At 64.1% G+C, this 15,086-nt stretch carries 28 protein-coding genes; all 28 read right to left on the bottom strand.

Translation table 11 applies throughout. The features are described 5' to 3' along the window. Window positions 1–69: 69 nt before the first annotated feature. Window positions 70–456 carry a 50S ribosomal protein L17 gene (rplQ, locus tag ACFWZ4_RS08620; RefSeq protein WP_231324176.1) on the bottom strand — a complete coding sequence of 129 codons (387 nt, stop codon included), beginning with the start codon at window positions 454–456 and terminating at the stop codon, window positions 70–72. Window positions 457–734: 278 nt separating this feature from the next. Then, window positions 735–1,733, bottom strand: a complete 999-nt coding sequence (locus ACFWZ4_RS08615) for a DNA-directed RNA polymerase subunit alpha (protein WP_091340547.1) — start codon at window positions 1,731–1,733, stop codon at window positions 735–737. 15 nt (window positions 1,734–1,748) lie between these two features. After that, window positions 1,749–2,375, bottom strand: a complete 627-nt coding sequence (gene rpsD / locus ACFWZ4_RS08610; RefSeq protein WP_439704290.1) for a 30S ribosomal protein S4 — start codon at window positions 2,373–2,375, stop codon at window positions 1,749–1,751. 10 nt (window positions 2,376–2,385) lie between these two features. Further along, on the bottom strand, window positions 2,386–2,772 hold the full coding sequence (gene rpsK / locus ACFWZ4_RS08605; RefSeq protein WP_007513384.1) for a 30S ribosomal protein S11: 387 nt from the start codon (window positions 2,770–2,772) through the stop codon (window positions 2,386–2,388). 12 nt (window positions 2,773–2,784) lie between these two features. Then, on the bottom strand, window positions 2,785–3,141 hold the full coding sequence (gene rpsM, locus ACFWZ4_RS08600) for a 30S ribosomal protein S13 (protein WP_439704289.1): 357 nt from the start codon (window positions 3,139–3,141) through the stop codon (window positions 2,785–2,787). A 132-nt stretch (window positions 3,142–3,273) separates the two neighbouring features. Then, window positions 3,274–4,599: a preprotein translocase subunit SecY gene (gene secY / locus ACFWZ4_RS08595; RefSeq protein ID WP_439704288.1), complete on the bottom strand. Its 1,326-nt coding sequence runs from the start codon at window positions 4,597–4,599 to the stop codon at window positions 3,274–3,276. Window positions 4,600–4,603: 4 nt separating this feature from the next. Continuing rightward, entirely contained in the window at window positions 4,604–5,041 is a 438-nt protein-coding gene (gene rplO, locus ACFWZ4_RS08590) for a 50S ribosomal protein L15 (RefSeq protein WP_439704603.1), read from the bottom strand. Next, complete coding sequence (gene rpmD, locus ACFWZ4_RS08585; RefSeq protein WP_439704287.1) at window positions 5,041–5,238, bottom strand: 50S ribosomal protein L30; 198 nt, start codon at window positions 5,236–5,238, stop codon at window positions 5,041–5,043. The genes rplO and rpmD overlap by 1 nt, the downstream gene beginning before the upstream one ends. Beyond that, complete coding sequence (gene rpsE, locus ACFWZ4_RS08580; RefSeq protein WP_209619603.1) at window positions 5,231–5,740, bottom strand: 30S ribosomal protein S5; 510 nt, start codon at window positions 5,738–5,740, stop codon at window positions 5,231–5,233. Before rpsE ends, rpmD begins: the two co-directional genes overlap by 8 nt. A 104-nt stretch (window positions 5,741–5,844) precedes the next feature. After that, window positions 5,845–6,198: a 50S ribosomal protein L18 gene (gene rplR / locus ACFWZ4_RS08575; RefSeq protein ID WP_439704286.1), complete on the bottom strand. Its 354-nt coding sequence runs from the start codon at window positions 6,196–6,198 to the stop codon at window positions 5,845–5,847. Window positions 6,199–6,295: 97 nt separating this feature from the next. After that, window positions 6,296–6,823, bottom strand: coding sequence for a 50S ribosomal protein L6 (rplF, locus tag ACFWZ4_RS08570; RefSeq protein ID WP_231324170.1), 528 nt, complete (start codon window positions 6,821–6,823; stop codon window positions 6,296–6,298). A gap of 9 nt (window positions 6,824–6,832) precedes the next feature. Further along, the gene (gene rpsH / locus ACFWZ4_RS08565; RefSeq protein ID WP_231324169.1) at window positions 6,833–7,228 is read right to left on the bottom strand and encodes a 30S ribosomal protein S8; all 396 of its coding nucleotides are present in this window, start codon (window positions 7,226–7,228) and stop codon (window positions 6,833–6,835) included. A 210-nt stretch (window positions 7,229–7,438) separates the two neighbouring features. Continuing rightward, on the bottom strand, window positions 7,439–7,744 hold the full coding sequence (rpsN, locus tag ACFWZ4_RS08560; protein ID WP_231324168.1) for a 30S ribosomal protein S14: 306 nt from the start codon (window positions 7,742–7,744) through the stop codon (window positions 7,439–7,441). 31 nt (window positions 7,745–7,775) lie between these two features. Further along, entirely contained in the window at window positions 7,776–8,315 is a 540-nt protein-coding gene (gene rplE, locus ACFWZ4_RS08555) for a 50S ribosomal protein L5 (protein ID WP_091340520.1), read from the bottom strand. Window positions 8,316–8,327: 12 nt separating this feature from the next. After that, window positions 8,328–8,642, bottom strand: a complete 315-nt coding sequence (gene rplX, locus ACFWZ4_RS08550) for a 50S ribosomal protein L24 (protein WP_231324167.1) — start codon at window positions 8,640–8,642, stop codon at window positions 8,328–8,330. 15 nt (window positions 8,643–8,657) lie between these two features. Continuing rightward, complete coding sequence (gene rplN, locus ACFWZ4_RS08545) at window positions 8,658–9,026, bottom strand: 50S ribosomal protein L14 (protein ID WP_231324166.1); 369 nt, start codon at window positions 9,024–9,026, stop codon at window positions 8,658–8,660. 15 nt (window positions 9,027–9,041) lie between these two features. Continuing rightward, window positions 9,042–9,302: a 30S ribosomal protein S17 gene (gene rpsQ / locus ACFWZ4_RS08540; RefSeq protein ID WP_209619583.1), complete on the bottom strand. Its 261-nt coding sequence runs from the start codon at window positions 9,300–9,302 to the stop codon at window positions 9,042–9,044. Between the two features lie 12 nt (window positions 9,303–9,314). Further along, window positions 9,315–9,500: a 50S ribosomal protein L29 gene (rpmC, locus tag ACFWZ4_RS08535; protein WP_091340512.1), complete on the bottom strand. Its 186-nt coding sequence runs from the start codon at window positions 9,498–9,500 to the stop codon at window positions 9,315–9,317. After that, entirely contained in the window at window positions 9,500–9,913 is a 414-nt protein-coding gene (gene rplP / locus ACFWZ4_RS08530; RefSeq protein WP_136259088.1) for a 50S ribosomal protein L16, read from the bottom strand. The genes rpmC and rplP overlap by 1 nt, the downstream gene beginning before the upstream one ends. Before the next feature lie 11 nt (window positions 9,914–9,924). Continuing rightward, on the bottom strand, window positions 9,925–10,674 hold the full coding sequence (gene rpsC, locus ACFWZ4_RS08525) for a 30S ribosomal protein S3 (RefSeq protein WP_091340508.1): 750 nt from the start codon (window positions 10,672–10,674) through the stop codon (window positions 9,925–9,927). Between the two features lie 15 nt (window positions 10,675–10,689). Beyond that, window positions 10,690–11,025 (bottom strand): 50S ribosomal protein L22, encoded by a 336-nt coding sequence (rplV, locus tag ACFWZ4_RS08520; RefSeq protein ID WP_209619580.1) that lies wholly within the window; start codon window positions 11,023–11,025, stop codon window positions 10,690–10,692. A 1-nt stretch (window position 11,026) separates the two neighbouring features. Then, window positions 11,027–11,299 (bottom strand): 30S ribosomal protein S19, encoded by a 273-nt coding sequence (rpsS, locus tag ACFWZ4_RS08515; RefSeq protein WP_091340502.1) that lies wholly within the window; start codon window positions 11,297–11,299, stop codon window positions 11,027–11,029. Between the two features lie 12 nt (window positions 11,300–11,311). Further along, window positions 11,312–12,133, bottom strand: a complete 822-nt coding sequence (gene rplB / locus ACFWZ4_RS08510) for a 50S ribosomal protein L2 (protein WP_231324163.1) — start codon at window positions 12,131–12,133, stop codon at window positions 11,312–11,314. A gap of 20 nt (window positions 12,134–12,153) precedes the next feature. Then, window positions 12,154–12,447 carry a 50S ribosomal protein L23 gene (rplW, locus tag ACFWZ4_RS08505; RefSeq protein ID WP_439704285.1) on the bottom strand — a complete coding sequence of 98 codons (294 nt, stop codon included), beginning with the start codon at window positions 12,445–12,447 and terminating at the stop codon, window positions 12,154–12,156. Further along, window positions 12,444–13,046 (bottom strand): 50S ribosomal protein L4, encoded by a 603-nt coding sequence (gene rplD / locus ACFWZ4_RS08500; RefSeq protein ID WP_439704284.1) that lies wholly within the window; start codon window positions 13,044–13,046, stop codon window positions 12,444–12,446. Before rplD ends, rplW begins: the two co-directional genes overlap by 4 nt. Window positions 13,047–13,057: 11 nt before the next feature. Then, entirely contained in the window at window positions 13,058–13,699 is a 642-nt protein-coding gene (gene rplC, locus ACFWZ4_RS08495; protein WP_231324160.1) for a 50S ribosomal protein L3, read from the bottom strand. A 20-nt stretch (window positions 13,700–13,719) separates the two neighbouring features. After that, window positions 13,720–14,031, bottom strand: a complete 312-nt coding sequence (gene rpsJ / locus ACFWZ4_RS08490) for a 30S ribosomal protein S10 (RefSeq protein ID WP_014402136.1) — start codon at window positions 14,029–14,031, stop codon at window positions 13,720–13,722. Window positions 14,032–14,421: 390 nt separating this feature from the next. Then, on the bottom strand, window positions 14,422–15,086 hold a 665-nt coding region (locus tag ACFWZ4_RS08485), incomplete at its 5' end, for an EF-Tu/IF-2/RF-3 family GTPase (RefSeq protein ID WP_439704283.1).

Here is a 15,086-nt window from a genome sequence, read left to right as displayed (position 1 = left end):
AAAAAACCCCGGCAGGTTGCCCGCCAGGGTTTCGTGTTTGGACGTCTGGACGCCCGAATAGCAGGAGGCTTACTCGGCCTCGGCCGCCGTGGCGTTCTGCGGGCGGTCGACCAGCTCCACGTAGGCCATCGGGGCATTGTCGCCCGGGCGGAAGCCGCACTTGAGGATGCGCAGGTAGCCGCCGGGACGCTCGCGGTAGCGCGGGCCCAGTTCGACGAACAGCTTGCCTACGGCTTCCTTGTCGCGCAGGCGCGAGAAGGCAAGGCGGCGGTTGGCGACGCCATCGGCCTTGGCCAGCGTGATCAGCGGCTCGGCGACGCGGCGCAGTTCCTTGGCCTTGGGCAGGGTGGTGCGGATCAGCTCATGCTTGATCAGCGAGGCGGCCATGTTCTTGAACATGGCTTCGCGGTGCGAGCTGGTGCGATTGAGCTTGCGGCCCGATTTCTGGTGGCGCATGGTGAGAACTCTCTTCAGTCTGTTGTTATGAAAAACCGGCGGTTGTGTCCGGCTTTCCGCGGTTGCCCGCTGTTCCGAGCCCTTTGAGGACAGGCTCTCGTGAGAAGTGCGACCATGGATGGCCGTCTATTGCTCTGGCGATCGCAAGGATCGCGTGGGACCAAGCAGGTCCCTCAACGGGCGGTCAAAACGACCGCTCCAACAAGGACTGGCAGGAACCGATCGGAACCCGCCAGCTTGAAACGTCGGCGGCGATCTCGCGATCGCCGCCGCAAACATCAACCCAGCTGCATGCCGTGCGAGAGACCCGGCGGCGGCCAGTTTTCCAGCTTCATGCCGAGGGCCAGGCCGCGCGAACCGAGCACGTCCTTGATCTCGGTGAGCGACTTCTTGCCCAGGTTCGGGGTCTTGAGCAGCTCGACCTCGGTCTTCTGCACCAGGTCGCCGATGTAGTAGATGCTCTCGGCCTTCAGGCAGTTGGCCGAACGCACGGTCAGCTCCAGGTCGTCGATCGGGCGCAGCAGCAGCGGATCGAAACCGCCCTTCTCCGCCTTGTCCGACGCGCTCTCGCGGCGCGAGAAGTCGCCGAACACCGACAGTTGGTCGTTGAGGATCTCGGCGGCCTTGCGGACCGCGTCTTCCGCACCGATGGTGCCGTTGGTCTCGATATCGAGCACCAGCTTGTCGAGGTTGGTGCGCTGTTCCACGCGGGCCGCGTCGACCTCGTAGGCCACGCGCAGCACCGGCGCGAAGGAGGCATCGAGCTGCAGGCGGCCGATCGGGCGCGCCTCGTCGTCCGGATGCTGGCGCGCGCTGGCCGGCTGGTAACCGACACCACGACGCACCTTCAGGCGCATGTTGAGCGCGATGTCCTTGGTCAGGTGGCAGATCACGTGTTCGGGGTTGACGATTTCCACCGTGTGGTCGACGACGATGTCGCCGGCCGTGACCACGCCCTTGCCCTTCTTCGACAGGGTCAGGGTGACCTCGTCGCCGGAGTGTTGGCGGATGGCCACGTCCTTGAGGTTGAGCAGGACTTCGATCACGTCCTCCTGCAGGCCCTCGAGCGTGGTGTACTCGTGCAGCACGCCATCGATTTCCACTTCGATGATGGCGCTGCCCGGGATCGACGAGAGCAGCACGCGGCGCAGCGCGTTGCCCAGGGTGTGGCCGAAGCCACGCTCGAGCGGCTCCACCACCACCTTGGCGCGGTTGGCTCCGAGCTGCTCGACGCTGAGGCCACGGGGCCGCAGCACACTAGTTGACGAAACTGCCATGCAGGGCTCCGGTAATTACTTCGAATACAGCTCGACGATCAGGGCTTCGTTGATGTCCGACGGCAGGTCGCCGCGGTCGGGCATCGACTTGAAGGTGCCAGTAAACTTCTTGGCATCGACTTCGAGCCAGATCGGACGCAGGTCCATGGTGTCGAACACGGTCGCCGCTTCCTGCACGCGCAGCTGGTTGCGGGCGCGCTCGGTCAGCGCAACCTCGTCGCCAGGCTTGACCTGGTACGACGGGATGTTGACCTTCTTGCCGTTGACCAGCACCGCCTTGTGGGCGACGAGCTGGCGGGCCTGGGCGCGGGTCACCGCGAAGCCCATGCGATAGACGACGTTGTCCAGACGGCTCTCGAGCAGGCGCAGCAGGTTCTCGCCGGTGTTGCCCTTGAGGGTCGACGCCTTGGTGTAGTAGTTGCTGAACTGGCGCTCGAGCACACCGTAGATGCGCTTGACCTTCTGCTTCTCGCGCAGCTGGACGGCGTAGTCGGACATGCGCATGCGCTTGTTGGCGCCATGCTGGCCGGGCTTGTTTTCCAGCTTGCACTTGGAGTCCAGCGCACGCGCCGGGCTCTTCAGGCTGAGATCCGCACCCTCGCGGCGGGCGAGCTTGCAGGTAGCTCCACGATAACGGGCCATGGGTTACTCCTTAGACTCGACGCTTCTTGGGGGGACGGCAGCCGTTATGCGGGATCGGCGTGACGTCAATGATGTTCAGGACCTTGTAGCCCAGCGCGTTCAGCGAACGCACGGCCGACTCGCGGCCCGGGCCGGGGCCCTTGATACGCACTTCCACGGTCTTCACACCGTAGTCGCCGGCCGCGCGGCCAGCCTTCTCGGCAGCGACCTGGGCAGCGAACGGCGTGGACTTGCGCGAACCGCGGAAACCCGCGCCGCCGGCAGTTGCCCACGACAGCGCGTTGCCCTGGCGGTCGGTGATGGTGACGATGGTGTTGTTGAAGGAGGCCTGCACGTGGGCCACGGCATCCGTGACAACGCGCTTGATCTTCTTCTTGGTCTTGACAGGCTTGGCCATAATTGGAATCCGTTACTTCTTGATCGCGCGACGCGGACCCTTGCGGGTGCGTGCATTGGTACGCGTGCGCTGACCGCGCACCGGCAGGCCGCGACGGTGGCGCAGGCCACGATAGGTGCCCAGGTCCATCAGGCGCTTGATGGCGATACCCACCTCACGGCGGAGGTCGCCCTCGACAACGTATTTGCCGATTTCGTGGCGGAGCTTCTCCACCTCGCCCTCGCTGAGGGACTTGATCGGCGTGGTCGGAACCACCCCGGCATCCGCACAGACCTTCTTGGCCCGGCTGCGGCCGATGCCGTAGATGCTCTGCAGGCCAACCCACACATGCTTGTGGACCGGCAAATTGACACCCGCGATGCGCGCCATGATGTACTTTCTCCGATGCGTTTCTTGCGCGGTAAACGCGCAATTTTAACCTGAATTACCCTAACAGGAAAGCCCTGCGGCGCCGTGCCGCCCGCTTCCCGACGTGACCCGCCTCCACCGCCCCAGCAGCCACTAGCTGCGGCGGAGATTGGCCTTCTTGAGCAGACTTTCGTACTGATGGCTGACCAGATGCGCCTGCACCTGGGCGGTAAAGTCCATGACCACCACCACGATGATCAGCAGCGAGGTGCCGCCGAAATAGAACGGAACGTGCCAGTAGTTCTGCATGAACGTGGGCACCAGGCACACCAGCACCAGATAGATCGCACCCACGCCCGTCAGCCTGGTCATCACGCCGTCGATGTACTCGCCGGTGGCCCGGCCCGGACGGATGCCCGGGATCAGTGCACCCGACCGCTTTAGGTTGTCGGCCGTTTCCTGCGAGTTGAAGACGATCGCCGTATAGAAGAAGGCGAACACGATCACCAGCACCGCGTAGATGATCTCGTACAGCGGCTGGCCCGGCGCAATCGCCTGGGTCAGGCTCTGCAGCCAGCGCGACTGATGGCCTGCGCCGAACCAGCTCACCGCGGTCGCCGGAAACATCAGCAGACTCGAGGCGAAGATCGGCGGGATCACGCCCGACATGTTGATCTTCAGCGGCAGGTGCGAGGTCTGGTTCATGTATGCCCGCTGGCCACCCGAGCGCCGAGCGTAGTTCACGGTGATGCGCCGCTGGGCGCGCTCCATGAACACCACGAAGGCAGTTACCGCCAACACCAGGCCCACCACCATGATCAGGCGCAGCACCGACAGCTCACCATTGCTGGCCATGCCAAGGGTGCTGGATACCGCGCCGGGAAGACCCGCCACGATGCCGGCGAAGATCAGCAGAGAAATGCCGTTGCCGATACCGCGCTCGGTGATCTGCTCGCCCAGCCACATCAGGAACATCGAACCGGCGGTGAGACCGACGACCGACGCGAGGATGAAGCCGAACCCGGGGGTATAGACCACCGGCGCACCGCCCGCAGCCGTCTGCGACTGCAGCGCGGCGGCAATACCGAACGCCTGGAACGCCGACAGGCCCACCGTGCCGAAGCGCGTGTACATGGTCATCGTGCGACGACCCGCCTCGCCCTCTTTGCGCAGCGCCTGCAGGCTCGGCACCACCGACCCCATCATCTGCACCACGATCGAGGCCGAGATGTACGGCACCACGCCGAGCGCGAACACCGAGAAGCGCTGGAGCGAGCCGCCGGAGAACATGTTGAACATGTTCAACAGGCCACCGCCGCCCTGGATCAGCCGCGTCATGGCTTCCGGATTGACGCCCGGCACCGGAATGAACGAACCGAGGCGGAACACAACCAGCGCACCAATCACGAAGAAGATGCGCTGGCGGAGTTCCGTCAGCTTGCCGAGCGCGCCGAGCGCATTGCCCTGGGCTTGCGCCACCGTCTTACTCCACGCTGCCGCCGGCAGCCTCGATGGCTGCCTTGGCGCCGGCCGTGGCGAGCACGCCGGAGAGCTTGACCGCGCGGCCGATTTCGCCCTTGGCGACGACCTTGATCCTCTTCGCCTTGCTGTCCACCAGACCGGCCTGGTGCAACGCGATCGGATCGATCACGTCCGCCTTCAGGTTGGCGAGCTGGTACAAGAACACTTCCTGGCTCTCGGCCTTCTTCTTCGAGCGAAAGCCGACCTTGGGCAGGCGACGCTGCAGCGGCATCTGGCCGCCCTCGAAGCCGAACTTGTGGGTGCCGCCGGCGCGGGCATGCTGACCCTTGTGGCCGCGGCCGGCAGTCTTGCCCAGGCCCGAACCGATACCGCGACCGACGCGAAGGCGCGTCTTGCGCGCGCCGGCAGCCGGCTTGATGTCGTTGAGACGCATGATGATTACTCCTCCACCCGGACCAGGTAGTAGACCGTGTTGATCAGGCCACGCACCTGCGGGCTGTCCTTCAGTTCACGGACATCGTTGAGCTTGTTCAGGCCCAGCGCCTTGACGCTCAGGCGGTGACGCCCCTGCACGCCGCGCAGCCCCTTGACCAGGCGCACGCGCACGGTGGCGGCGGTGTTGTTGTTCTTAGCCATTGCCCATCACCTCTTCCACGGTCTTGCCACGCTTTGCGGCGATGCGCTTCGGCGAGGCGATCGCCTGCAGGCCCTTGATGGTGGCGCGCACCAGGTTGATCGGGTTGCGCGAACCGACCGCCTTGGCCAGCACGTTCTTGACGCCGACCACTTCGAGCACCGCACGCATGGCGCCACCGGCGATCACGCCCGTACCCTCGGCGGCCGGCTGCATGAACACGCGAGCCGCACCGTGGTTGGCCTTGATGGCGTACCACAGGGTCCCGTTGTTCAGATCGATGCTCACCATGTTGCGACGAGCGCGGTCCATCGCCTTGGAGATGGCGACCGGCACTTCACGCGCCTTGCCATAGCCAAAGCCGACCTTGCCTTCGCCGTCGCCGACCACGGTCAGCGCAGTGAAGCTCATCTGGCGGCCACCCTTGACGGTCTTGGCCACGCGGTTGACGGCAATCAGCTTCTCGAGCAGGCCGTCCGAATTTTCGCGATCGTTCGAAGACATTTCTCTATTCCGTGTGCCCGGACCATCCGGGGCTTTTGCTTGCGGCTTGGCCGCTTGTTGTTGTGTGTGACGCTACAGGACCGGGAGCAACCGCTCCCGGATCCTCAGAATTTCAGGCCCGCCTCGCGCGCCGCATCGGCCAGGGCCTGGATGCGACCGTGATAACGGAAGCCAGAGCGGTCAAAGGCGACCGACTCGATACCCGCGGCGAGCGCACGCTCGGCCACGGCCTTGCCCACCGCCGCGGCGGCGGCCAGGTTCTTGGTGCCCTTAAGCCCTTCGGCCACCGACTTCTGCACAGTGGACGCAGCCGCCATGACTTTTTCGCCGGAGGCGTCGAACACCTGGGCGTAAAGATGCTGACCGGTGCGATGCACCGACAGGCGAGCCACGGCGAGCTTGCGGATGTGGGCGCGCGTGGACTTGGCGCGGCGCAGGCGGGATTCGTTCTTGTTCATCTGTCTGTTCCTCGAAAGCGGATCGGCGGTAGTTACGCAGTGCACTTGTGAGCAGTGCGGCCATGGACGGCCGCTCCCACACGCAGGGGACGCGCACTCAGGCCTTCTTGGCTTCCTTCAGGGTGATCTTCTCGCCGGCATAGCGCACGCCCTTGCCCTTGTAAGGCTCCGGCGGACGGAAGCCACGGATCTTGGCGGCGACTTCGCCGACGCGCTGCTTGTCGGTACCCTTGATCAGGATCTCGGTCTGCGTCGGGGTCTCGAGGGTGATGCCCTCAGGCGCGTTGAACACGACTGGGTGCGAAAAGCCCAGGCTGAGGTTCAGCGCCTTGCCGGCCATCGAGGCGCGATAGCCCACGCCGACCAGCTCGAGCTTACGCTCGTAGCCGTCGGACACGCCCTTGACCATGTTGGCCAGCAGGGCGCGCGCGGTACCGCCGAACTTGTCGTCGGCGCCATCGGCGAGCGTGATATTGGCGACACCATCATTGACGGCCACCGACACGCCCGGCAGGACATGGATCGACAGCGTGCCCTTCGGGCCTTTGACGGAAATGCCGCTGGCGTCGGACTTCAGTTCCACGCCCTTGGGCAGATTGATCGGTTGTTTGGCAACGCGGGACATGGAAACTCCTTACGCCACTTGGCCGATGACTTCGCCGCCCAGACCCTTGGCGCGGGCCTGCGCATCGGTCATGAGACCGGCGGAAGTCGAAATGATCGAGATACCCATGCCGCCGAGCACCTTCGGCAGCTCGTCCTTGCCGCGATACACGCGCAGGCCGGAGCGGGAAACACGGGAGATGGCCTCGATGGCCGGGCGGCCTTCGAAATACTTGAGCTTGATCTCGAGCACCGGCTTGCCTTCCTGGGCGGAAGACTTGGCGTCGAGGATATAGCCCTCGTTCTTGAGGAGGTTGGCGATCGCCAACTTCAGCTTCGACGACGGCATGCTTACGGCCTGCTTGCCCGAGAGTTGGGCATTGCGGATGCGCGTAAACAGATCGGCGATGGGATCAGTCATGCTCATGAAAACATCCTTCAGAGTGCACCGATATCCGATAAAACCGGAAATCAATCAAATTGTGAGCTGGCAAAAAGCAGCCAGCCTGCGTTGCGCAGACCGACGACTATAGCAGCTATTTCCACTTTTAGCGAACGTCGGCGCGATTTATGCACCGGGCAGCCGCGAAGGCGGCCTGCGGAGCGGCGGGCGCAAGGACGCCCGCCGCCTGGAGACTTACCAGCTGGCCTTGCGCAGGCCGGGCACGTCGCCGCGCATGGTCGCTTCGCGCAGCTTGTTGCGGCCCAGGCCGAACTTGCGGTACACGCCGCGCGGGCGACCGGACAGCTCGCAGCGGTTGCGCTGGCGAACCGGGCTGGCGTCGCGCGGCAGCTTCTGCAACTTGGACTGCGCGTCCATTTTCTCGTCGTACGAGGCGTTCGGGTTCACCACGATCGCCTTCAGTTCGGCGCGCTTGGCGGCGTACTTCTTGACGAGCTTGGTCCGCTTGATGTCGCGGTTGACCATCGAGGTCTTTGCCATTGCGTTTTTCTCGCTCTTAAGTTCGGCGCGATCAGTTGCGGAACGGGAAGCTGAAGGCTTCCAGCAGCGCCTTGGCTTCTTCGTCCGTCTTGGCGGTGGTGGTGATGGAGATATCCATGCCACGCATCGCGTCGATCGCGTCGAAGTCGATTTCCGGGAAGATGATCTGTTCCTTGATGCCGAAGTTGTAGTTGCCACGGCCATCGAAGGCGCGACCGGACACACCGCGGAAGTCGCGGGTACGCGGCAGCGAGATGTTGATCAGGCGATCCAGGAATTCCCACATGTTGGCGCGGCGCAAGGTGACCTTGCAGCCGATCGGCCAGCCGTCGCGGATCTTGAACGAGGCCACGGACACGCGCGCCTTGGTCGTGATCGGCTTCTGACCGGCGATCTTGGTCATGTCGGCCACGGCGTTCTCGAGGATCTTCTTGTTGCCGGCAGCCTCGCCCACACCCATGTTCAGGGTGATCTTGGTGATGCGCGGAACCTGCATCACGTTCTCGTAGCCGAACCGCTCGGTGAGCTTCGGAACGACCTGTTCTTTGTAAAAGCTTTCAAGGCGCGTCATGACATTTGTTCCTTACACGTCCAGCTGTTCGCCATTGGAGCGGAACACGCGGACCTTGCGCCCATCTTCGAGCGTCTTGGCACTCACGCGCTCACCCTTGCCCGTGGCGGGGTTGAACGGCTGCACATTGGAGATATGGATCGAAGCCTCGCGCTCGACGATGCCGCCGGCCTGGTTGGCCTGCGGATTCGGCTTCGTGTGGCGCTTGACGATGTTCGCGTTGGATACGAACACGCGGTCACCATCCACGCGCAGCACGTCACCGCGCTGACCCTTGTTCTTGCCGGCGATCACGAGGACCTGATCACCCTTGCGGATACGGTTCATGGTTCTTATCTCCGCTCAAAGCACTTCGGGCGCGAGGGAGACGATCTTCATGAACTTCTCGCCGCGCAGCTCACGCGTGACCGGCCCGAAGATGCGGGTGCCGATCGGCTCGAGCTTGTTGTTGAGGAGCACCGCTGCGTTGCCGTCGAAACGGATCAGCGAGCCATCGGCGCGGCGCACGCCCTTGGCGGTACGAACCACCACGGCGTTGTAGACCTCGCCCTTCTTTACCTTGCCGCGCGGAATCGCATCCTTCACGGTGACCTTGATCACGTCACCGATCGCGGCGTAGCGGCGGTGGGAACCGCCGAGCACCTTGATGCACATCAGTTCCTTGGCGCCGCTGTTGTCGGCCGCGGAAAGCGTGCTCTGCATCTGGATCATGTCTGCACCCTCCCGTTAGACCGCTGCGCGCGTGACGATTTCGACCACGCGGTGATGCTTGGTCTTGGACAGCGGACGGCACTCGGTGATGCGCACCAGGTCACCCTCGTTCGCACCCAGGTCGTCCTGCGCGTGCAGCTTGGTTGACCGACGGATGATCTTGCCCAGCAGGCCGTGCTGCACCTGGCGCTCGATCAGGACGGTGACCGTCTTGTTCATCTTGTTGCTGATGACGCGACCCTCGAGGGTTCGCGCCTGCTTCTGGTTGTCGCTCATGTCGGCGGTCCCTTACTTCTTCGTGCCGAGCACGAACTTCGTGCGGGCGATGTCGCGCCGGACGCGGCGCAGCTGGTGCGGCTGGCTGAGCTGGCCGGTGCCCTTCTGCATGCGCAGGTTGAACTGCTCCTTGCGCAGGTCCAGCAGGTGCTGCTTCAGCTCGTCGGCCGACTTGGTGTTCAGATCGTTGGTGGCCATCACATCACCGCCCGGGTCACGAATTGGGTCTGCACGGAGAGCTTGGCGGCGGCCAGGCGGAACGCCTCGCGTGCCGTGGTCTCGTCGACGCCCTCGATTTCATAGAGCATGCGGCCCGGCTGGATCGGGGCGACCCAGAACTCGACGCCGCCCTTGCCGGCACCCATACGCACTTCGATGGGCTTCTTGGTGATCGGCTTGTCCGGGAACACGCGGATCCACAACTTGCCGCCACGCTTGACGAAACGGGTGATGCAACGACGGGCCGCCTCGATCTGGCGCGCGGTCAGCGCACCGTGAGTGGTCGCCTTCAGGCCGTACTCGCCAAAACTGACGAGGTTCGAGCACTGGGCCAGGCCATCGTTGCGGCCCTTGAACTGCTTGCGGTATTTGGTTCGCTTCGGTTGCAACATGGCAACTCTCCTTACTTCGCCGTCCGCTCGCGGCGGCCTTCACCGCCCTCGCGACGCGATTCACGACGACCCTCGCCACCTTCGCGGCGCGGCTGCGACTGCTCGTCCTTCGACTCTTGCGACGCTGCCGCCAGATCGAAGATCTCGCCCTTGTAGACCCACACCTTGATGCCGATGATGCCGTAGGTGGTCTTCGCCTCGGCAAAACCGTAGTCGATGTCGGCACGCAGGGTGTGCAGCGGCACGCGGCCCTCTCGGCTCCACTCGGAGCGGGCGATCTCGGCGCCGTTCAGACGGCCGGACACGTTGATCTTGATGCCCAGGGCGCCCAGGCGCATCGCGTTACCAACGGCGCGCTTCATGGCGCGGCGGAACATGATACGGCGCTCCAGCTGCTGGGCGATCGACTCGGCAACCAACTGGGCGTCGAGCTCGGGCTTGCGCACTTCGTTGACATTGATGTGCGCCGGAACGCCCATCATGTCGCTGACTTCCTTGCGCAGCTTCTCGATGTCCTCGCCCTTCTTGCCGATCACCACGCCCGGGCGGGCGGTGTGGATCGTCACGCGGGCGGTCTTGGCCGGGCGCTCGATCTGGATCTTGGAGATGCCGGCCTGCGCCAGCTTCTTGCGCAGCATCTCGCGGACCTTGAGGTCAGCCGCGAGGTACTGGGCGTACTCGCCCTTGTTGGCGTACCACTTCGAATTCCAGTCCTTGGCGATGCCGAGGCGGATACCGGTGGGATGAACTTTATGACCCATCGTCTTCTGTCCTCTTTATTCGCCGACGACCACGGTGATGTGGCTGGTGCGCTTCAGGATGCGCGAGCCGCGACCCTTGGCGCGGGCAAACATGCGCTTCATCGACGGACCTTCGTCCACGAAGATGCGCGAGACCTTCAGCTCGTCGACGTCGGCGCCAAGGTTGTTCTCGGCGTTGGCGACGGCCGAGAGCAGCACCTTGCGAACAAGGTGAGCGGCCTTCTTGTTGGTGAACTGGAGCACGTCGCTGGCACGGCCGACGGGCATGCCGCGGACCAGGTCAGCAACCAGGCGTGCCTTCTGCGCCGAGATGCGGGCGCTGCGCAGGATCGCTTTGGCTTCGGTGCTCATCTTACTTGCCCTTCTTGTCGCCGCCGTGGCCCTTGAAAGTACGGGTCACCGCGAACTCGCCGAGCTTGTGCCCGACCATGTTCTCGTTGATCAGTACCGGCACGTGCTGGCGACCGTTGTGGATGGCGATGGTCAGGCCCACCATTTCGGGCAGGATCATCGAGCGACGCGACCAGGTCTTGATCGGACGCTTGTTGTTGGCGGAAACGGCGGCTTCCACCTTCTTTGCGAGGTGCAGGTCGATGAACGGACCTTTCTTTAGGGAGCGCGGCATGATCGTTTCCTGTTACTTGCGACGACGCACGATGAACTGCTGCGTGCGCTTGTTGTTGCGGGTCTTGTAGCCCTTGGTCGGCGTGCCCCACGGGCTGACCGGATGACGGCCGCCGGAGGTACGGCCTTCACCACCGCCATGCGGATGGTCGACCGGGTTCATCACCACGCCGCGCACGGTCGGACGGATACCCTTCCAGCGCTTGGCACCGGCCTTGCCCAGCTTCTTCAGGCTGTGCTCGGAGTTGCCGACTTCACCAATGGTGGCGCGGCAATCGACCGGCACGCGACGCATCTCGCCGGAGCGCAGACGCAGCGTGGCGTAGCCGGACTCGCGGGCGACCAGCTGCACGGAGGCGCCGGCGCTGCGGGCGATCTGCGCGCCCTTGCCTGCCTTCATCTCGATGCAGTGAATGGTCGAACCGACCGGAATGGCACGCAGCGGCAGGCTGTTGCCCGCCTTGATCGGCGCGTCGGAACCGGACACCAGACGGTCACCCACCGCCACGCCCTTGGGCGCGATGATGTAGCGGCGTTCGCCATCGGCGTAGCACAGCAGCGCGATGTGCGCGGTGCGGTTCGGATCGTATTCGATGCGTTCGACCTTGGCGGCAATGCCTTCTTTGTCGCGCTTGAAGTCGATGATGCGGTAGGCCTGCTTGTGGCCGCCACCGCGGTGACGCGTGGTGATGCGACCATAGTGGTTGCGGCCGCCCGTCTTGGACTGCGATTCGGTCAACGGCGCGTACGGCGCGCCCTTGTGCAGGCCCTCGGTGCGGACGCTGACGGAGTCGCGGCGGCCCGGCGAGGTCGGCTTGTGAGTGATCAGTGCCATCTCAATTCAACTCCTTGAGCTCAGGCCTTGGCCGACACGTCGATGGACTGGCCATCGGCGAGGCGGACATAGGCCTTGCGCTTGCCCTGGCGATTGCCAGTGCGGAAACGGAAGGACTTGACCTTGCCCTTGGCGTTGACGAGGTTCACCTGCTCGACCTTGACGTCGAACATCTGCTCCACCGCCGCGCGGACGTCGGCCTTGGTCGCCTCGGGGGCGATCACGAATACGTACTGGTTGTTCTCGGCCAGGCGCGCGGACTTCTCGGAGATGTGCGGCGCACGCAGCGTGTTGAGAATGCGTTCGTTGCTCATGCCAACCATTCCTCGATCTTCTTCACGGCCTCGGCGGTCAGCACGACATAGTCGGAGCCGACCAGGCTGACCGGGTTCAGCGCCATCACGTCGACCACGTGCAGGTACGGGATGTTGCGCGCGGCCAGGAACAGCGCCTCGTTGGCATCCTCGGAGACCAGCAGCACGCGACCGCCAACCTCGAGCTCGGCCAGCTTGGCGACCATTGCCTTGGTCTTGGCTTCCTCGATGCCGAAGCCGTCGACGACCTTCAGGCGATTCTGGCGATTTAGCTCGGAGAGGATCGAGCGGATCGCGACGCGGTAAGCCTTGCGGTTGACCTTCTGCTCGAAGCTGCGGGGCTTGGCCGCGAAGGTGACACCGCCGCCGACAAAGATCGGGGCGCGGTAGTCGCCGTGACGGGCACCGCCGCCCTTCTGCTTCTTGAACTTCTTGGTGGTACCCGACATCTCACCGCGCGACAGCTGCGCCTTGGTACCGGCGCGACCGCCGGCCTGGTACGCAACCACCACCTGGTGGATCAGGGCCTGCTTGAGCTCGGCGCCGAAGATTTCCTCGGACACGCTGAGCGGCTTGGCGCCAATGACATTCAGTTCCATGGCGTCTCTCCTCAACCCTTGGTGGTCGGGCGGATCACGACGTCGCCGCCGGTTGCGCCCGGCACCGCGCCCTTGACCGCGATCAGGTGACGCTCGGCGTCGACCTTGACCACTTCCAGACCCTGCTGCGTGCGGTTGACCGCACCCATGTGGCCGGCCATCTTCTTGCCCGGGAACACGCGGCCCGGCGTCTGGCGCTGACCGATCGAACCCGGCGCGCGGTGCGACAGCGAGTTACCGTGCGTCGCATCGCCCATCGAGAAGTTGTGGCGCTTGATGGTGCCCTGGAAGCCCTTGCCCTTCGAGACGCCGGCGACGTCGACGATCTGGCCGGCCGAGAAGATCTCGTCCGCCTTGATCTCGGCACCGACGCTGTACTTGCCGAGATCCTCGGCAGCAACGCGGAATTCCCACAGGCCACGACCCGGCTCAACCTTCGCGCTGGCGTAATGCCCCTTGAGCGGCTGGGTCAGCAGCGATGCGCGCTTGACGCCCGCAGTGACCTGGATCGCGGTGTAACCATCATTGTCTTCGGTCTTCAGCTGGGTGACGCGGTTCGGGGTCGCTTCAATCAGCGTCACCGGAATCGAGCGTCCGTCTTCAGTGAAGAGCCGGCTCATGCCGCACTTGCGGCCAACCAGTCCGATACTCATCTTCGTATCCTGTCTATCGCTCAGCCGAGCTTGATCTGGACGTCCACGCCAGCGGCGAGGTCAAGCTTCATGAGCGCGTCCACGGTCTTGTCGTTGGGGTCGACGATGTCGAGCACACGCTTGTGGGTGCGGGTCTCGTACTGGTCGCGCGCGTCCTTGTCGACGTGCGGCGAAACCAGGATGGTGTAGCGCTCGATCTTGGTCGGGAGCGGAATGGGGCCGAGCACCGTAGCGCCGGTGCGCTTGGCCGTCTCGACGATCTCGCTGGCCGAACGGTCGATCAGTCGATGATCGAACGCCTTGAGGCGGATGCGAATCTTCTGGTTCGCCATAAAACCGTGTCCTGTTATCGAAAGAACAAATGCTTGTTTCGAGGTGGCTTCTCACCGCCCCGCACAACCCTTCTGGAGCTGCCCGGCACGCCACGGCGCACTGAGCGAAAAAGCTAGGCGAGCACAAACGGCTCGCCTAGACAGAAAATTATAGATCGCGCAACACACAAAGGTCAACAGAACGTCGTCTGCGACCAATGAAGATGTTGCGAGGGCCATCCCGGCCTGCGAACTCGAAGTACTTCCTGTACCTCATTTCGCGGTAGCGGTCCCGGGCAACACGGGAACCGTCAAGCTGACAAGTATAGCAGCCAACCGGCGCAAGATGCCAGCCTTGCCGGCATCTACCCCGAAAAAAAACGGCGGCCTCGAAGGACCGCCGTTTGGGTCTTACTTGATGACCTTGGCCACCACGCCGGCGCCGACGGTACGGCCACCTTCTCGGATGGCGAAGCGCAGGCCCTCGTCCATCGCGATCGGGTGGATCAGGCTCACCACCATCTTGATGTTGTCGCCCGGCATGACCATCTCCACGCCCTCCGGCAGCGTGACCGCGCCGGTCACGTCGGTGGTGCGGAAGTAGAACTGCGGACGGTAGCCCTTGAAGAACGGGGTATGACGGCCACCCTCGTCCTTGCTCAGCACATAGACCTCGGCCTCGAAGTCGGTGTGCGGGGTGATCGTGCCCGGCTTGGCCAGCACCTGGCCGCGCTCGACGTCGTCACGCTTCAGGCCGCGCAGCAGCAGACCGGCGTTGTCGCCCGCCTGACCCTGGTCGAGCAGCTTGCGGAACATTTCCACGCCGGTGACGGTGGTCTTCTGGGTGTCACGGATGCCCACCACTTCCACTTCGTCGCCGACCTTGATGATGCCGCGCTCGATACGACCGGTCACCACGGTGCCGCGGCCGGAGATCGAGAACACGTCTTCGACCGGCATCAGGAACGGCTTGTCGATCGCACGCACCGGCTCGGGGATGTAGCTGTCCAGCGCATCGACCAGCTGGATGATCGCCGGCACGCCGATTTCGCTCTGGTCGCCCTCGAGCGCCTTCA

The organism is Frateuria sp. GZRe12 (genome assembly GCF_051900535.1).
Lineage (GTDB): Bacteria > Pseudomonadota > Gammaproteobacteria > Xanthomonadales > Rhodanobacteraceae > Frateuria_A.
Note: the sequence above shows the minus strand (reverse complement) of the source record. Positions and strands in the feature narration are given on the sequence as shown.

Bases quoted from the DNA above. Each gene is read 5' to 3' on its own strand.
- rpmC (WP_091340512.1), bottom strand. From the start codon at position 9,500: ATGGCCACCAACGATCTGAACACCAAGTCGGCCGACGAGCTGAAGCAG.
- rpsE (WP_209619603.1), bottom strand. From the start codon at position 5,740: ATGTCTTCGAACGATCGCGAAAATTCGGACGGCCTGCTCGAGAAGCTG.
- rpsC (WP_091340508.1), bottom strand. From the start codon at position 10,674: ATGGGTCATAAAGTTCATCCCACCGGTATCCGCCTCGGCATCGCCAAG.
- rpsM (WP_439704289.1), bottom strand. From the start codon at position 3,141: ATGGCGCGCATCGCGGGTGTCAATTTGCCGGTCCACAAGCATGTGTGG.
- rpsN (WP_231324168.1), bottom strand. From the start codon at position 7,744: ATGGCAAAGACCTCGATGGTCAACCGCGACATCAAGCGGACCAAGCTC.
- rplP (WP_136259088.1), bottom strand. From the start codon at position 9,913: ATGTTGCAACCGAAGCGAACCAAATACCGCAAGCAGTTCAAGGGCCGC.
- rpsJ (WP_014402136.1), bottom strand. From the start codon at position 14,031: ATGGCGAACCAGAAGATTCGCATCCGCCTCAAGGCGTTCGATCATCGA.
- rpsD (WP_439704290.1), bottom strand. From the start codon at position 2,375: ATGGCCCGTTATCGTGGAGCTACCTGCAAGCTCGCCCGCCGCGAGGGT.
- rplR (WP_439704286.1), bottom strand. From the start codon at position 6,198: ATGAACAAGAACGAATCCCGCCTGCGCCGCGCCAAGTCCACGCGCGCC.
- rplW (WP_439704285.1), bottom strand. From the start codon at position 12,447: ATGAGCAACGAACGCATTCTCAACACGCTGCGTGCGCCGCACATCTCC.
- rpsK (WP_007513384.1), bottom strand. From the start codon at position 2,772: ATGGCCAAGCCTGTCAAGACCAAGAAGAAGATCAAGCGCGTTGTCACG.
- rplB (WP_231324163.1), bottom strand. From the start codon at position 12,133: ATGGCACTGATCACTCACAAGCCGACCTCGCCGGGCCGCCGCGACTCC.
- rplE (WP_091340520.1), bottom strand. From the start codon at position 8,315: ATGACGCGCCTTGAAAGCTTTTACAAAGAACAGGTCGTTCCGAAGCTC.
- rpmD (WP_439704287.1), bottom strand. From the start codon at position 5,238: ATGGCTAAGAACAACAACACCGCCGCCACCGTGCGCGTGCGCCTGGTC.
- rplQ (WP_231324176.1), bottom strand. From the start codon at position 456: ATGCGCCACCAGAAATCGGGCCGCAAGCTCAATCGCACCAGCTCGCAC.
- rplD (WP_439704284.1), bottom strand. From the start codon at position 13,046: ATGGAACTGAATGTCATTGGCGCCAAGCCGCTCAGCGTGTCCGAGGAA.
- rplN (WP_231324166.1), bottom strand. From the start codon at position 9,026: ATGATCCAGATGCAGAGCACGCTTTCCGCGGCCGACAACAGCGGCGCC.
- rplF (WP_231324170.1), bottom strand. From the start codon at position 6,823: ATGTCCCGCGTTGCCAAACAACCGATCAATCTGCCCAAGGGCGTGGAA.
- rpsS (WP_091340502.1), bottom strand. From the start codon at position 11,299: ATGCCGCGCTCCCTAAAGAAAGGTCCGTTCATCGACCTGCACCTCGCA.
- rpsQ (WP_209619583.1), bottom strand. From the start codon at position 9,302: ATGAGCGACAACCAGAAGCAGGCGCGAACCCTCGAGGGTCGCGTCATC.
- rplX (WP_231324167.1), bottom strand. From the start codon at position 8,642: ATGAACCGTATCCGCAAGGGTGATCAGGTCCTCGTGATCGCCGGCAAG.
- rplV (WP_209619580.1), bottom strand. From the start codon at position 11,025: ATGAGCACCGAAGCCAAAGCGATCCTGCGCAGCGCCCGCATCTCGGCG.
- rpsH (WP_231324169.1), bottom strand. From the start codon at position 7,228: ATGAGCATGACTGATCCCATCGCCGATCTGTTTACGCGCATCCGCAAT.
- ACFWZ4_RS08615 (WP_091340547.1), bottom strand. From the start codon at position 1,733: ATGGCAGTTTCGTCAACTAGTGTGCTGCGGCCCCGTGGCCTCAGCGTC.
- rplC (WP_231324160.1), bottom strand. From the start codon at position 13,699: ATGAGTATCGGACTGGTTGGCCGCAAGTGCGGCATGAGCCGGCTCTTC.